This window comes from Clostridium sp. C2-6-12 (assembly GCF_009928485.1).
GTDB lineage: Bacteria > Bacillota > Clostridia > Clostridiales > Clostridiaceae > Clostridium.
The window spans coordinates 240,333-254,269 of record NZ_JAABNP010000002.1; the positions used below are offsets into that span (position 1 = coordinate 240,333).

Genomic DNA, 13,937 nt, shown 5'->3' on the forward strand with positions numbered 1-13,937 from the left:
TTTCGAAATATGTCAAAAAAATAATTCTCAGCTATTCTTGCTAATGACTAAATTTCGAAACCGGTTTTGTATTTCGCTAAATAAAAAAGCCTAATACTTTATTCAAATTCGAAACCGGTTTTGTATTTGTGGTTAACTTTTAGTAACTGTTTACAAACATAGTTTATACTCTTTTTTTTATTTTGTAAAGGTTTTTTGAAAAAATTTAAAATTATTTTTTAGATTTAATACAAAAATCAATTCAATAATATATATCTTTTAACCGAAAATTAAAAAGAAACCTATAGAGATTTACCTTTCTCCATAGGTTTCTTTATCTTCATTCCCTAGTTTTGGTATGAATTTTATTGTTTCTTTTCATTTTCAAGATATGAAATTATAGCATCCATATCCTTATCTCCTCTACCTGATAAGTTAACAATTATTATTTTATGCTTATCTAAGTTTGGAGCTAATTTTTTAGCATATGCAAGAGCATGAGAAGATTCTATGGCAGGCACAATCCCTTCTGTTTTTGTTAAATCTAAAAATGCCTCAATTGCTTCTTCATCATTAATACATTCATATGTAGCTCTCTTAACATCTGCTAAATATGCATGTTCTGGCCCAACGCCTGGATAATCAAGTCCTGCTGAAATTGAATAAGCTTCGGCAACATTTCCATCTTTATCTTGAAGAACATATGTCATCATTCCATGAATAATTCCTTTTACACCTTTTGTTATTGTAGCAGCAGTAAGATCAGTGTCAACACCTTTTCCAGAAGCCTCAACACCTATAAGTTTAACCTCTTCATTTTCAATAAATGGTGCAAAGATTCCAATTGCATTACTTCCTCCTCCAACAGCTGCTATAATGTAATCAGGAAGTCTTCCTTCTAATTCTACAATTTGTTCTTTTGCTTCACAGCCAATAACACTTTGGAAGTCTTTAACTATTGTTGGATATGGATGTGGACCAACAGCTGAGCCTAAAAGATAAAATGTGTCCTCTACATTATTTGCCCAGTAATCAATAGCTTCATTAACTGCATCATTTAAAGTTTTCATTCCACTTAAAACTGGTACTACTTCTGCCCCTAAAAGCTCCATCTTTTTAACATTTAAAGCTTGTCTCTTCATATCTTCTTCACCCATGAAGACTTTGCATTCCATTCCGAACTTTGCAGCAACTGTAGCTGTAGCAACACCATGTTGTCCTGCACCAGTTTCAGCTATAACTTTTTTCTTTCCCATTCTCTTAGCTAATAAAACTTGACCAATTGCATTATTAATTTTATGAGCTCCTGTATGATTTAAATCTTCTCTCTTTAAATAAATCTTAGCTCCACCCAATTTTTCTGTCATATTTTCAGCAAAATACAATGGACTAGGTCTTCCAGTATAATATTTTAAATAGTAATTATATTGCTCTTTAAACTCTTCATCATTTTTTGCTTTTTCATATTCCCTTTCAAGTTCCTCTAATGCCTTTAATACATGTTCCGGAACATATTGTCCCCCAAATTCATTGAATCTACAACTCATAATTTTTCTCCTCTCGAAAACCTTTGTATTTAGTTTATTTATATATCAAATTCCATTCTCCTATTTCTTGTAGACATTCCCATATTCTCATAAAATTTAATTGCTTCTTGATTAAATTCCCATACATTCAGCTGTAGTGATGTAGCCTTTTCTGATTTCGAATAATCAATAATATAGTTAAATAATAATCTTCCAATTCCATTTCTCTTATAGTTTGACTTAACACAAAAATCATCTATATATATAAATCTTTTCGGTATATATATTGGGCTTTTGGTATTCATTACTTGTATTATGCTATATGCAACTAATTCTTTATTATCTTTATTTTCAACTACAAATAGTTTTGTATTGTCAGAATTTAACAAATCATAAAAATGATTTGTTTCTAATGGATTTTCAATATCTAAATAAACATCAGGTCTATTTTTAAGATGTAACTTATGCACCTCTATTGTAAGTTTACATACTTCCATATAATCATTACTATTTGCTTTTCGTATTATAAAATTCATATAAATTTCCTCGTTATCTATTTTTAATATTAAATTGAAATGAATTCTATTGTACTAATTAAATCCTTCTTTTAAATCTCTTACAAAATCAACCACTTCTTTCTTTCCATTAGCCATTCTCTTAACTATTGCACTTCCTACAATTACTCCATCACAGTAATCTTTAACCTCTTTAACAACTTCTTTTGAAGAAATACCAAACCCAATACACATTGGAATATCTACTATTTTTCTTACCTCAGCTAAATATTCATGTGTACCACTGTCCAATGCCGATCTTTCGCCTGTTGTTCCATTAGTAGATACACAATACACAAAGCCTTTTGCATCTTTAGTTATAGCTGCTATTCTATCTTTTGATGTTCTTGCAACTAATGGAATCAAGTATAATCCATTTTCTTCACAAGGTTTAATTAATTCATCTCTTTCTTCTAACGGAACATCTGGAACTATAAGACCATCAACACCACTTTCAGCTGCCTCTTTAATAAAGTTTTCTATACCTCTAAAATATATAACATTAAAATAAACCATTAATACTACAGGAACTTCAGACTTTTCTCTTATTAATTCTACACATCTAAATACATCCTTTACCTTTGTTCCATTAGTAAGAGCTTTTGTATACGCATTTTGTATTATAGGCCCATCTGCAAGAGGATCTCTAAATGGAACTCCAATTTCTACTACTGTTGCTCCCTCTTTTTCTAATTCAACTACTAAATTAGCAGTTTCTTCAACAGTAAAATCTGCTCCACAGGTTACAAAGGGTATAAGAGCCTTTTTATTATTCTCTTTAACTTTATTAAAATATACATCAATTCTATTCATTATTTTTCACCAAGATATGTAAGCACAGCATCCATATCTTTATCTCCTCTCCCTGAAATATTAATTATTATAATTTTATCATTTCCAAGCATTGGTGCCAATTTTTTAGCATAAGCTACAGCATGTGAGGATTCAAGTGCAGGCACTATTCCTTCAATTCTTGTTAAATACATAAATCCATCTCTCACCGCTTCTTCATCTGTTATGCTTACATATTCAGCTCTATTAGTATCTGCTAGATATGCATGTTCTGGTCCAACACCTGGATAATCAAGACCTGCTGATATGGAATATGCTTCAAGTACACCACCATCATTATCTTGAAGAACATAACTTAACATTCCATGTAGGATTCCCTTATCCTTCATTGTAATAGTTGCTGCGTGCTCCCCTGTTTCTATACCTTTACCACCTGCTTCAACTCCAATAAGACCAACTTCTTTATCTTCAATAAATGGATAAAAAATTCCTATTGCATTACTTCCACCACCTATTGGTGCTAAAATGTAGTCTGGAAGCCTTCCTTCTTGCTCTAAGATCTGCTTTCTTGCTTCATCACCTATAACTCTTTGGAAATTTCTAACCATAGTTGGATATGGGTGTGGGCCTGCTGCTGTTCCTAAAACATAAAATGTATCTTCTACATTTGCAGCCCAATATCTTATTGCTTCTGTTACAGCATCATTTAAAGTTCTAACTCCGTTTAAAACTGGAACAACTTCTGTCCCTAAAAGCTCCATCTTTTTAACATTCATTGCTTGTCTTTTTATATCTTCCTCTCCCATGAATACCTTACATTCTAATCCAAACTTTGCTGCTATTGTAGCTGTTGCAACACCATGTTGTCCTGCACCAGTTTCAGCTATTACCTTTTTCTTACCCATTCTCTTTGCTAAAAGTATTTGTCCTAAAGCATTGTTGATTTTATGAGCTCCTGTGTGATTTAAATCTTCTCTCTTTAAATAAATTTTTGCCCCACCTAAGTCCTTAGTCATATTTTCAGCATAATAAAGAGGGCTTGGTCTTCCTGTATAGTATTGTAAATAATACATATACTCTTCCATAAAATCTTTATCATCTTTAACTTTGTTATAAGCATCTTCAAGCTCTATTAAAGCATTCATTACGGTTTCTGGAACATATTGTCCCCCAAATTCATTAAATCTACCTTCCATTTCTTCTACCTCCAAATGTAATTCAGTTATTAACTGATCTAATCCCTTCAATTAAACTTTTCATCTTTTCAAATGACTTTGTTCTTATTCCATTTTCATCCATAATTTCAACGCCTGATGAAACGTCAACACCTGTTGGATTTGCTTCAGCTATCCTAACTAAAACATTTTCCACTGTTATTCCACCTGCTAAAAAGAAATTATTTTGATTAAATGACTTTTCTTCATTTTCTATTTCATCATTATCCTTAAAATATTCCCCAATATTTTTTAAAGAAAAGGTTTCTCCACTGCCTGGATTTTCTCCATCTATGAGAATATTATCTATTAACTTATCCCCTTTACTATCTGCCTTATTGCCTGCTATATATTTTTTTAGATTGTCACCGTCTGTTATTGAAACTGCTTTCCATATTTCCATAGATTTACCAATATTATTTCTTAATAAAGATATAAACTTTTCATCTTCACTTCCATGAAGCTGTATTACATCTAACTTTACTTCTTCTAAGATAGCTAAAATCTCTTTTAATGAATTATCTCTAAAAACCCCAACTATTTTTATTTCTTTATTTAATTTTAAGCATAATTTATTTGCTTCTTTCCCAGATATTTGTCTTTTGCTTTTTGTAAAAACAAATCCAATGTATTCGGGTTTTAGGATATTTAAATATTCTATTTCTCTACTATTAGTAATTCCACATATTTTAACTTTAATCATATTACTTCCTCATTTATAGAAATGTTATCTGTGCCTTATAGATTTATTGCTGACTTCTAAATTCCTTAAATTTAGCTTTAAAGTCAGCATTTTTTATATTTCTCATGAATAATTCTCCAATCAATGCAGCATTTGCGCCAATTTCCTTCATAAATGTCAAATCCTCAATTTTCATCATTCCACTTTCTGCTACAATAACTTTATCTTTGGGAATACTTTCAATTAATTCTTTAGTTGTATCTAAAGCTACATCAAAGGTTTTTAAGTTTCTATTATTGATTCCAATAATTTCACAGTCATATTTTAATGCAATATCAAGTTCTTCTTTATTGTGAACTTCAACTAAAGCCTCCAAACCAAATCGTTTAGCTTCATTATAAAATTCGCCTAAGGATTCTCCCAAAACACTTACAATAAGTAAAATTCCATCTGCCCCTAAAATTTTTGCTTCATAAATTTGATAAAAATCTATTACAAAATCTTTTCTTAAAATTGGTGTATGTGAAATCCTTCTTATTTCTTTTAAATATTCATCAGAACCTAAAAAGAAATCTTCTTCAGTTAAAATTGAAAATACGTCAACTCCAAGATATGTGTAATAATTTAAAATTTCTTTTATATTAAAATCCTCAACAATAACACCTTTTGAAGGAGAAGCCTTTTTAAATTCACCAATTACAGATATACCCTTCTTTCTTAATGCAGCTTTAAAAGGATTTGTATAATTAGATTCTCTTTCAAATTTTACTTTTGCCAATGCTTGCTTTTCTAATTCCTTAATAGGAATTTCTTTTTTTCTTTTATCTACTCTTACTTTTTTCTTTGCTACAATATCATCTAAAATCAAAAACTATCACCCCATTATTTTAAATTTGCAAGTTCTTCATATTTTTTAAAGGCAGCTCCTGAATCTATAAGTTCAATAGCTTTTTTTATTCCATCTTCTAAGGAATCCGTAATTTTGGCAACATATAGTGCTGCTCCGCTATTTAAGACTACTATATCTCTTGGTGCACCCTTTTCACCTTTTAAAACTCTTAAAATTATTTCTGCATTTTCTTTTGCCTCGCCACCTTTAATTTCTTCTAAGGCTGCTTTTCTAAATCCTAATTTTTCTGGATCTAATTTATAAGTTATAAGCTTTCCTTCTTTCACTTCGCATACCTCTGTAGTAGTTGTGGTTGTTATTTCATCTAAACCATCATCACCATGTACAACCATTGCTCTTTCTAATCCAAGATTTAATAAAACTTCTCCGGCAATTTTAATTAAGGAACCATCATATACTCCCATTAATTGTCCTGTAAGTGGTGCAGGATTTGAAAGAGGCCCAATTAAATTAAAGATTGTTCTTGTACCAAGTTCTTTTCTTTCACTAGCTACATTTTTCATAGCACCATTGTATTTAGGAGCAAATAAAAATGCCATTCCATTTTCTTCGATGATTTTTTTACTTTCATTTTTATCAAAATCAATTTTAATTCCAAGTTCAGTAAGTACATCTGCACTTCCACTTTTGCTTGATACCGCACGATTGCCATGCTTTGCAACTTTTGCTCCTCCACTAGCTGCAACAATTGCTACTGCTGTAGATATGTTGAAGGTCTTAGAACCATCTCCACCAGTTCCACAGGTATCTATTAAATTTGCTTTGTCTTCAATTTCAACAGGAGTTAAATTATCTCTTAGTGCCTTAACTGCACCTAAAATTTGATCTGGTGTTTCTCCATTTACTCTAAGACCTATTAAAAATCCTCCAATTTGAGCTGAAGTAGCTTCTCCTCTCATTATTTGATTAATTACAGTTCTTACTTCATCTTCAGTTAGTGGTTCTCTTAATGATAATTTTTTTATTGCATTATCGATAGTCATTTTAATGCCCCCTTTATTTCAGTTAACAGTTAATATTTTTGATTGAAACCATTTTGAGTTCTTAATTTATTTTTTTTATTTATTTGCTTTTTGCTATTATTGTTTTAGTTACGAATTTTGGTGGCTGTCACCACTTTCAATTTAATTCTTTACGCTTCAAGGTCATCATTACATATATTAATAACAAAATTTCCTATCATATGCTTTCCATTTGGTGTATATATGGACTCTGGATGGAATTGAAGGCCAAATACGTCATATTCTTTATGTTTTAGTGCCATAATATCATTATTTTCAACAGTGAAAGCTATTACTTCAAGGCAACTTGGAAGAGAGTTATTTTCAACAATTAAGGAATGGTATCTCATTACCTCTAATTTCCTTGGCACTCCTTCAAATATATCCTTACCTTTAACTTGAATTTTCGAAGTTTTTCCATGAAAAATTTCATTTGCTCTTATTACTTTTCCTCCATAAGCTGCTGCAATGCTTTGATGACCAAGGCATATACCTAGAATTGGTATTTGATCTCCTAATTTTTTTATTACTTCAATTGAAATACCAGCATCTTCTGGTACTCCAGGTCCTGGTGAAATAACTATTCCCTTAGGATTAAGTGCTTTTAATTCTTCTATAGTTATTTCATCATTTCTAAACACTTTGGTTTCTGCAAACTCACTTAAATATTGATATAAATTAAATGTAAATGAATCGTAATTATCTATTAAAGCTATCATCTTAAAGCCTCCTTTAATGCCATTAATTTAGTTTGAACCTCTTCAAACTCCTTTTCTGGTACTGAATCATAAACAATTCCTGCACCTGCTTGAAGGTATGCTATTTCACCTTGCAAAATAACTGTTCTTATTGCTATTGCCATTTCCATATTCCCTCCATATGAAAAAAATCCAATTGCTCCAGAATAAATTCCTCTTTTATAGTCTTCTAAATCTTCAATGATTTCCATTGCTCTTATTTTAGGTGCTCCAGATACTGTTCCTGCTGGAAGACAGGCTGCTAAAGCATCAAAGCTATCCAGTTCATCTCTTATTTCACCGACAACCTTAGTTGTTATATGCATTAGGTGAGAAAATCTTTCTACCTTCATAAATTCACTTACATTAACTGTACCTATTTTACTTACTTTTCCTATATCATTTCTTCCAAGATCAACAAGCATAATATGTTCTGCAAGTTCTTTTTTATCCTCCATAAGTTCTTTTTCAAGAGCAATATCTGCCTCTGGTGTCTCACCTCTTTTTCTCGTACCTGCTATTGGATTAGTAATTACTTTTCCATTCATAACAGAAACAAGACTTTCTGGCGATGACCCCACAACTTGGTATTCATCATAATCAATTAAAAACATATATGGAGAAGGATTTTCTTCTCTGAGTCTTCTATATATTTCTAAGGGAGTTTTTTCTGTTTTACAAGTCATCCTTTGGGATATTACAACTTGAAAAATATCACCAGCTAAAATATGCTCTTTTGCTTTTTTAACTTTTTCAACATATTCCTTTTCCGAAGTATGAAATGTAAAAGTTATGTCCTTTTTAGGTTCTGAAGGTTCTGTTAAGGTTGGTTTATAAAGAAGACTATTTATATATTCATTTTGTGAAGAAATTATTTCATCATATTCTCTTACATCATCTTCTAAAATATTATCTATAACATAAACTTTGTGTATAAAATGGTCATAGCAAAGATATCTGTTATAAAAATTAAATCTTATTGTTGGAACCTTTAACTCATCTTCATTTTGGAAATTAAGCTTTTTTTCATACAGCTGTATTGAATCATACCCCATATATCCTATAGCTCCACCTTTAAAAGAAAACGAATTTGTATTTACATCAAATTTAATTCTGCTTTCTTTTTTAAGTTCATCAATTTCGGCCTGTCCCTCACCTGAAATCTCCTTATATGGATTTTCACCTAAAAAAGAATATCTTCCAAAAAAGTCTTCCTTAGTTCCACTTTCAAATATAAATCTTCTACGTCCTTTAAAACCTCCAAAAATTTTTATGGGAGTGATTTCATCTCCTCTAAATTCACTAATCAAAGAAAATACCTTCCCTGATTTTTTCTTTTCCTTAAAAACCTCTTTTGATATATTTATCATTTATACAAGCCCCCTTAAGTACTACTCTAAATTTTATATACAAAAAAAGCCACTCCGTCCTAAAGTTTGGGACGAAGTGACTCGCTATGCCACCCAAATTAATACAAATCAAGTGATACTTTTTAAGTATAATTCTATATTTTAATTATATTATATGTAGATAATTAAATAAAAAATATTATAGTGAAATATTTTTACCTACTAAATTTAAGAAATTACTACAATATAATTATATAAATAAATATAAAATTATAATAAAAAAACATTTAATCCCAAATAGGACGAAATGTTACAAATTCGCTATACCACCTAATGTATATACTCTATTCAGATACTAATAATAAGATCCTATTATAAATAATCTCATAATTTATATCCTGTCATTTTAACGGCTGACTCCCCGTACATTCCTACTCTTAATTATTTCAAAATGTCACCTCAAAGACCCATTCAATAATATCTACAGTATTCGAATCTCACCATTCTCGAACTCTCTTTACACTAAGCTATATTATCTACTATTCTTATCACTGGCTTTATTTAATATATAACTTCTTCTTAAATTATAAAAATATTAACATATTCCATTACTTTTTACAATAGTTTTTTTGAATATTTTTCAAATAAAAAACAAAAAGGAACCCAGCAAAGCTTGTACGCTTTTACTAAGTCCTTAAATTTTATCAATCTAGTTAATATTTATCTCACTTCATATAGCAGATATATTTTTCATAGGTAATAAATTACTTTCCCTTTATTTAACTATAATATTATTAAAAAGTAATTTTATAGCCTTCACCAAAAGAATTTTTATTACGTTCCATAGAATTGTCTTCTTTGTTATCTGTAATTACCATTTCTGCAATTTCATCAGGAGTCATATTATGTTTTTCTGCTATCTCTACAATTAATTTATTAAAATGTTCCCTGTCTTCTTTCATATCTACGCTTGATAATTTTTCTAAGTCTTTACTTAATTCATCCATTATTAATTCCTCCCACAAAATACAAACTACTAACATTTTACAACCTTTTAAACGTGTAGTAAATATTTTGTAGAAAATTAATCTATATAAGAACAAAAAAAAGGGTAATAAAAAGATTTTAATCTCTCTATTACCCTTATGTATTGGCTAGCTGTGCAATTTAGCCTTAAACATTATAGCATATTAAATAATCATTATGTTATATCAATTTAAAAATATTTCTTTTGCATACTATACTAACTTTTCCATTATCCTATCAACTTTTTGTTCTATGTCTTCCATCTTAGTATTTACATTACCCACAAAACTTGCATTAGTTTCTACTAATACCTTATTATTTTCTGTTATAGTCCTTAATGATTGTAAAAACTCATCTAATATTGGTTTAAAGAATTTATCACATAAAGTTTTAAAGCCTCTATAAACTCCATAAATAATTATTAATACTAATCCAACTGGAAATCCAACACTTCCTATTAAACTACCCATAGTTGTTAAATCCATTGTTGTCACCCCTATTCTGTTATATCAATTTCTTTTGTTTTATTTATTGGACTATCTTGTCTTTCTTTCCCAAAGTAAAAAGCAACTAACATTGTATAAATTGTAAGAAATTCTGTACTCAATCTATTGTTAATTGCTAATACTGCAAATACTATGGTAAGTATAACAGTTATTAAAAATCTTCCTGAAGTTAATTTATTTACTATTCTATCTAACATTCTATCCACTCCCCTTGTTCATTAAATTTATATATTAATGTTTCATTTGTTGCCATCTTGCAATCATTCTTAAAGTAATACCATTTATCCTTGTATTTTAGCCATCTATTTTGATAGCAATAACCTTGCTCATCAGCATAAAACCAATAATTTTCTACTTGAAACCATTTGTTTTGAGGATATGTTCCATCACTATTAACATACCAAAAGCCTTTATCATCTTGTTTCCACTCAGCATTTGAATTAGTAGCACTTTTAACTTTATCTAATGGAAAATTTTTGCCTGGGCATTCTGAACTGCCTTTTTCCCTATGTCCATAAACAGGCATATCCCCATGCTTATTGCATAAGTAAGCTTTTAGTTCACACCAAGAATTGTATTGCTTAATTGGCATCTCAGTTCTATTATCATAATTACCTTCAAACGATATTCCTAATGTGTTACTATTACAACCTTGACAATGAGCACCTATTGCTAAATCTGGTCTGCCTTTATATACAGAACCATCAATTCTTATGTAGTAATGATATCCTATACCTGCCCAACCATTTTCATTCTTATGCATGTTATGTATTTGTTCCACTGTCCAATTTGAACCTTCAGCTTCTAAATGATGAACTATTAACATATTGGGATTGTTACTCATATTCATTGAGCCAAAACTTAAATTTGTTTCAATTATATTCATTTTATTTATCACTCTCCTATTAAAAAAGGGCAATAAAAAAGAACCTCATAAGTTCTATCTAATATTGCCCTAATTATTTATTCTATTTCTATTTCCAATTATCTGTAATCCTTCGCCAATTATTCCTATTGTGTAGACAATTTTATTTGTGGTGTGGCTAATATTTCATCTGCTTGTGCTTGTGTTATATACTTTTTAGTTACACAGTTAGCTATATTAGTCGCATCATATTTTCTCATTATCCATCGATTTAATATAAAATTCATACTCTACACCCCCATTAACATTGTCAGAATTTCTTCTGCACTAGCAAGTCTTTCTTCTAAAGTTGGCAATGCTACTGGTATTGGATTATGATTCGTAACAATTTCATCAACTTTAGTGATATCAACATCTTCTTCAAATGTTATCCATGTGTTTTCTGCAATATATTCTCCTATTTTCACATCACTTTCTACCGATATTGGTACAATCCCAACTGTTAATAATTCATCATGTATTTTACTTGGATTCACATTAATATAATTATTTTTCATTTTATACAATCCTCCTAACTGTTACTGAGCATAAGTTATCACCACTATATAAATTTAATGCAACACCACTATTTTGAAAAGCATACAATGCAAATTTCGATGTATTAGTAATACTTACAATCCTATTTATCTCTAATACAGACTCACTTCCAGATACTGCATTTTTATTATCTACTGCTTGTTGCCACCCAGCAACAAATGTCCCATCAGTACCACATAATCTAAGTTTTCTATATCCTGTTGCATTCGATTCTAGTGTTACTTTTGCATTTATTAAATATGTGCCTGCTGGCAATGTTATTGTTTTCCCACTATCAGTAAGTAAAGATGTTTTTGTTCCAATCACTTGATCAAAAGCAATTATCGTTTCACTTCCTGAAGGTACAGATAAAGCTACAGATTTATATCCAAGCATATAGTAACCAGATATATCATCTAAGCTAGATTGATTAACCTTATTACTATTTAGTTCATTTATTGCTCCAGTAACAGTTTTCGCTGTTGTTGTTCTTGAATTATCTGTGTTGTTCGCCTTTTCTGACAATTGCGTACCATATCCATCCCATTTAGCTTGCTTTTCTTTTGTCACATGAATATCTGCATCTCCCTGATGATTATTTATATTTTGATTTGCTGTCCCAATTGCAGTATTGGCACTTGAAATTTCATTTTCTAAATTAGTAAAATTCTGGTTTACAGCATTAAAACTATCATCCACATGTGTTGCTAGATCATTTACTTTTTTATTTACACTTTTTAAATTTTCATTACTTGCAGTTTTTTCAGTTCCACCTTCTTCTATTGTTGAACCTATATTCCTCACATCTTTAACTTTTACAAGTCCACTAACTCCATTTTGAGCTGCTGGGATCATATCTTCTCCTGAAACTTGTACGCCCATTGGGAATTGTGGAAGTTTTACTTCTGGCATTTTATCATCTCCTTTATAGAATTATTCTATTTCCTGAATCATCAGTAACATAAACCCCTGGTTCTAATATCCAATAGAATGCATTTGCATTGAATACTAAATTTAATAGATCTTTCATTTGATTAAGCTGTAATTGTAATGCCTCTTTTTCACCAACATTAAAATGCCTTATATTATCCTGAACATGATTACTTATATCCTGTGTGTTTTTATCTATTTGAGCAATCTTAGATGATATAGGCTGTATCTGTTGTATTAACTGCTCTGTTTCCTGTTTAGCCAATAATAAGGACTCTTTAGCAGAATTCGCATTATTTACAGCATTATTTAAATCACCTTCTTTGCTTGTCGCTAAATTTATTTTTGAATTAAGATTTGCTTTTGTTGCATCAGATAGATCTATTACATTTAGCATATCTTGCTTAGTTAAATTTGCATTATTTATTACTGCATTTACATCAACTTTAGCACTTTTTAAACCATCTATTTTTATAATAGCATCTGCATTTTGATCCTTTATTTGTGTTAAGTAAGTATCTATATAAGATTTAATATTAATCAAGGCTTGCAGTGTATCTGTAGTCCCAGCAACCTTAAATACAGTATCTTTATACTTATCTAAAGTATTTTGAGAATCTACAACTAATTGCCTTAGGTTTACCAAAGTTTGTACATCATCTGTACTTTTAATAAGATTGTCTTGCCTTCCCTTTTTGACAAAATAGCTAAATTCATTTGATATTGATATTCCAGTTCCATCTGTTAATATAACCTGTCCAAATACCTCGCCACACACACATGTAGCCTGTGCATCAAAATTAAGTGTAAATTCATTGCCTGTTATAGAATCAATACTTTTTTCTATACCATGACCATTCGGCTTCTCTATTACAACTGTTATAGTTTGATTGGCTAAATTTAAAGCAGAACCATTTTCAAACAGCTTGAACCGAATTTGTAATGTATCTGAATAAACTATATTGCTATACAGAGTTTCACTTAAATTTGTTATTGTATCTAATCTAACTAAAATAGGTTTTCTCACGTTAATCACCACCTTTTATCTATTAATAAATTAGTTATAATTAACTATTAGAATTCATTATACTTAGAACTTTTTCTTCCAATTTATCAACCAATTCTTGAGTTTCAGAATCCATCACAAGAAAACTTTTTCTTTGATTACTCTTAGCAGTTTCTCCAGTTTCATCTACTACGTCATATGAAAAAGCTATTCTTTTCTTTCCTGTTGTATCATTTACAATTGCAATTTGAGTTAATAAATTTGTGTTTAACATCTTTAGCCCT

Annotated in this window: 18 protein-coding genes; all 18 read right to left on the reverse strand. The window is 30.0% G+C overall.

From position 1 onward, the window contains the following. Positions 1 to 344 precede the first annotated feature (344 nt). The 18 genes from trpB (GXK56_RS02750) to GXK56_RS02835 all read right to left on the reverse strand — a co-directional run bounded on the left by trpB (GXK56_RS02750) (position 345) and on the right by GXK56_RS02835 (position 13,927). Complete coding sequence (gene trpB / locus GXK56_RS02750; RefSeq protein WP_160684621.1) at positions 345 to 1,526, reverse strand: tryptophan synthase subunit beta; 1,182 nt, start codon at positions 1,524 to 1,526, stop codon at positions 345 to 347. A 38-nt stretch (positions 1,527 to 1,564) separates the two neighbouring features. Then, entirely contained in the window at positions 1,565 to 2,041 is a 477-nt protein-coding gene (locus GXK56_RS02755) for a GNAT family N-acetyltransferase (protein ID WP_202127811.1), read from the reverse strand. 54 nt (positions 2,042 to 2,095) lie between these two features. Next, positions 2,096 to 2,872: a tryptophan synthase subunit alpha gene (gene trpA / locus GXK56_RS02760; protein WP_160684624.1), complete on the reverse strand. Its 777-nt coding sequence runs from the start codon at positions 2,870 to 2,872 to the stop codon at positions 2,096 to 2,098. After that, positions 2,872 to 4,047, reverse strand: coding sequence for a tryptophan synthase subunit beta (gene trpB / locus GXK56_RS02765; RefSeq protein WP_160684627.1), 1,176 nt, complete (start codon positions 4,045 to 4,047; stop codon positions 2,872 to 2,874). Before trpB (GXK56_RS02765) ends, trpA begins: the two co-directional genes overlap by 1 nt. Before the next feature lie 22 nt (positions 4,048 to 4,069). Then, positions 4,070 to 4,768, reverse strand: a complete 699-nt coding sequence (locus tag GXK56_RS02770) for a phosphoribosylanthranilate isomerase (protein WP_160684630.1) — start codon at positions 4,766 to 4,768, stop codon at positions 4,070 to 4,072. A 43-nt stretch (positions 4,769 to 4,811) separates the two neighbouring features. Further along, the gene (trpC, locus tag GXK56_RS02775; RefSeq protein ID WP_160684633.1) at positions 4,812 to 5,615 is read right to left on the reverse strand and encodes an indole-3-glycerol phosphate synthase TrpC; all 804 of its coding nucleotides are present in this window, start codon (positions 5,613 to 5,615) and stop codon (positions 4,812 to 4,814) included. 14 nt (positions 5,616 to 5,629) lie between these two features. Beyond that, positions 5,630 to 6,640 carry an anthranilate phosphoribosyltransferase gene (trpD, locus tag GXK56_RS02780; RefSeq protein ID WP_160684636.1) on the reverse strand — a complete coding sequence of 337 codons (1,011 nt, stop codon included), beginning with the start codon at positions 6,638 to 6,640 and terminating at the stop codon, positions 5,630 to 5,632. A 149-nt stretch (positions 6,641 to 6,789) separates the two neighbouring features. Further along, entirely contained in the window at positions 6,790 to 7,377 is a 588-nt protein-coding gene (locus tag GXK56_RS02785) for an aminodeoxychorismate/anthranilate synthase component II (RefSeq protein WP_160684639.1), read from the reverse strand. Then, positions 7,374 to 8,765 (reverse strand): anthranilate synthase component I, encoded by a 1,392-nt coding sequence (trpE, locus tag GXK56_RS02790; protein WP_160684642.1) that lies wholly within the window; start codon positions 8,763 to 8,765, stop codon positions 7,374 to 7,376. Before trpE ends, GXK56_RS02785 begins: the two co-directional genes overlap by 4 nt. Before the next feature lie 773 nt (positions 8,766 to 9,538). Beyond that, positions 9,539 to 9,751, reverse strand: coding sequence for a hypothetical protein (locus GXK56_RS02795; RefSeq protein WP_160684645.1), 213 nt, complete (start codon positions 9,749 to 9,751; stop codon positions 9,539 to 9,541). Positions 9,752 to 9,982: 231 nt separating this feature from the next. Continuing rightward, positions 9,983 to 10,255 (reverse strand): hypothetical protein, encoded by a 273-nt coding sequence (locus tag GXK56_RS02800; protein ID WP_160684648.1) that lies wholly within the window; start codon positions 10,253 to 10,255, stop codon positions 9,983 to 9,985. 11 nt (positions 10,256 to 10,266) lie between these two features. Then, positions 10,267 to 10,473: a hypothetical protein gene (locus tag GXK56_RS02805; RefSeq protein WP_160684651.1), complete on the reverse strand. Its 207-nt coding sequence runs from the start codon at positions 10,471 to 10,473 to the stop codon at positions 10,267 to 10,269. Further along, positions 10,467 to 11,162 (reverse strand): peptidoglycan recognition family protein, encoded by a 696-nt coding sequence (locus tag GXK56_RS02810; RefSeq protein WP_160684654.1) that lies wholly within the window; start codon positions 11,160 to 11,162, stop codon positions 10,467 to 10,469. Before GXK56_RS02810 ends, GXK56_RS02805 begins: the two co-directional genes overlap by 7 nt. Positions 11,163 to 11,287: 125 nt before the next feature. Beyond that, the gene (locus GXK56_RS02815; protein WP_160684657.1) at positions 11,288 to 11,428 is read right to left on the reverse strand and encodes a hypothetical protein; all 141 of its coding nucleotides are present in this window, start codon (positions 11,426 to 11,428) and stop codon (positions 11,288 to 11,290) included. A 3-nt stretch (positions 11,429 to 11,431) separates the two neighbouring features. Then, entirely contained in the window at positions 11,432 to 11,698 is a 267-nt protein-coding gene (locus GXK56_RS02820) for a hypothetical protein (RefSeq protein WP_160684660.1), read from the reverse strand. 1 nt (position 11,699) lies between these two features. Then, positions 11,700 to 12,629, reverse strand: a complete 930-nt coding sequence (locus GXK56_RS02825; protein ID WP_160684663.1) for a hypothetical protein — start codon at positions 12,627 to 12,629, stop codon at positions 11,700 to 11,702. Between the two features lie 13 nt (positions 12,630 to 12,642). Continuing rightward, positions 12,643 to 13,674: a hypothetical protein gene (locus GXK56_RS02830; RefSeq protein ID WP_160684666.1), complete on the reverse strand. Its 1,032-nt coding sequence runs from the start codon at positions 13,672 to 13,674 to the stop codon at positions 12,643 to 12,645. Positions 13,675 to 13,714: 40 nt separating this feature from the next. Further along, a complete protein-coding gene (locus GXK56_RS02835) occupies positions 13,715 to 13,927 on the reverse strand; it encodes a hypothetical protein (RefSeq protein ID WP_160684669.1) in 213 nt (70 codons plus the stop codon). Positions 13,928 to 13,937 lie beyond the last annotated feature (10 nt).

What these genes read in the sequence shown, in the direction of transcription:
- trpB (WP_160684621.1), bottom strand. Translation starts at nt 1,526, where the DNA reads ATGAGTTGTAGATTCAATGAATTTGGGGGACAATATGTTCCGGAACAT.
- GXK56_RS02755 (WP_202127811.1), bottom strand. Translation starts at nt 2,041, where the DNA reads ATGAATTTTATAATACGAAAAGCAAATAGTAATGATTATATGGAAGTA.
- trpA (WP_160684624.1), bottom strand. Translation starts at nt 2,872, where the DNA reads ATGAATAGAATTGATGTATATTTTAATAAAGTTAAAGAGAATAATAAA.
- trpB (WP_160684627.1), bottom strand. Translation starts at nt 4,047, where the DNA reads ATGGAAGGTAGATTTAATGAATTTGGGGGACAATATGTTCCAGAAACC.
- GXK56_RS02770 (WP_160684630.1), bottom strand. Translation starts at nt 4,768, where the DNA reads ATGATTAAAGTTAAAATATGTGGAATTACTAATAGTAGAGAAATAGAA.
- trpD (WP_160684636.1), bottom strand. Translation starts at nt 6,640, where the DNA reads ATGACTATCGATAATGCAATAAAAAAATTATCATTAAGAGAACCACTA.
- GXK56_RS02785 (WP_160684639.1), bottom strand. Translation starts at nt 7,377, where the DNA reads ATGATAGCTTTAATAGATAATTACGATTCATTTACATTTAATTTATAT.
- trpE (WP_160684642.1), bottom strand. Translation starts at nt 8,765, where the DNA reads ATGATAAATATATCAAAAGAGGTTTTTAAGGAAAAGAAAAAATCAGGG.
- GXK56_RS02795 (WP_160684645.1), bottom strand. Translation starts at nt 9,751, where the DNA reads ATGGATGAATTAAGTAAAGACTTAGAAAAATTATCAAGCGTAGATATG.
- GXK56_RS02800 (WP_160684648.1), bottom strand. Translation starts at nt 10,255, where the DNA reads ATGGATTTAACAACTATGGGTAGTTTAATAGGAAGTGTTGGATTTCCA.
- GXK56_RS02805 (WP_160684651.1), bottom strand. Translation starts at nt 10,473, where the DNA reads ATGTTAGATAGAATAGTAAATAAATTAACTTCAGGAAGATTTTTAATA.
- GXK56_RS02810 (WP_160684654.1), bottom strand. Translation starts at nt 11,162, where the DNA reads ATGAATATAATTGAAACAAATTTAAGTTTTGGCTCAATGAATATGAGT.
- GXK56_RS02815 (WP_160684657.1), bottom strand. Translation starts at nt 11,428, where the DNA reads ATGAATTTTATATTAAATCGATGGATAATGAGAAAATATGATGCGACT.
- GXK56_RS02820 (WP_160684660.1), bottom strand. Translation starts at nt 11,698, where the DNA reads ATGAAAAATAATTATATTAATGTGAATCCAAGTAAAATACATGATGAA.
- GXK56_RS02825 (WP_160684663.1), bottom strand. Translation starts at nt 12,629, where the DNA reads ATGCCAGAAGTAAAACTTCCACAATTCCCAATGGGCGTACAAGTTTCA.
- GXK56_RS02835 (WP_160684669.1), bottom strand. Translation starts at nt 13,927, where the DNA reads ATGTTAAACACAAATTTATTAACTCAAATTGCAATTGTAAATGATACA.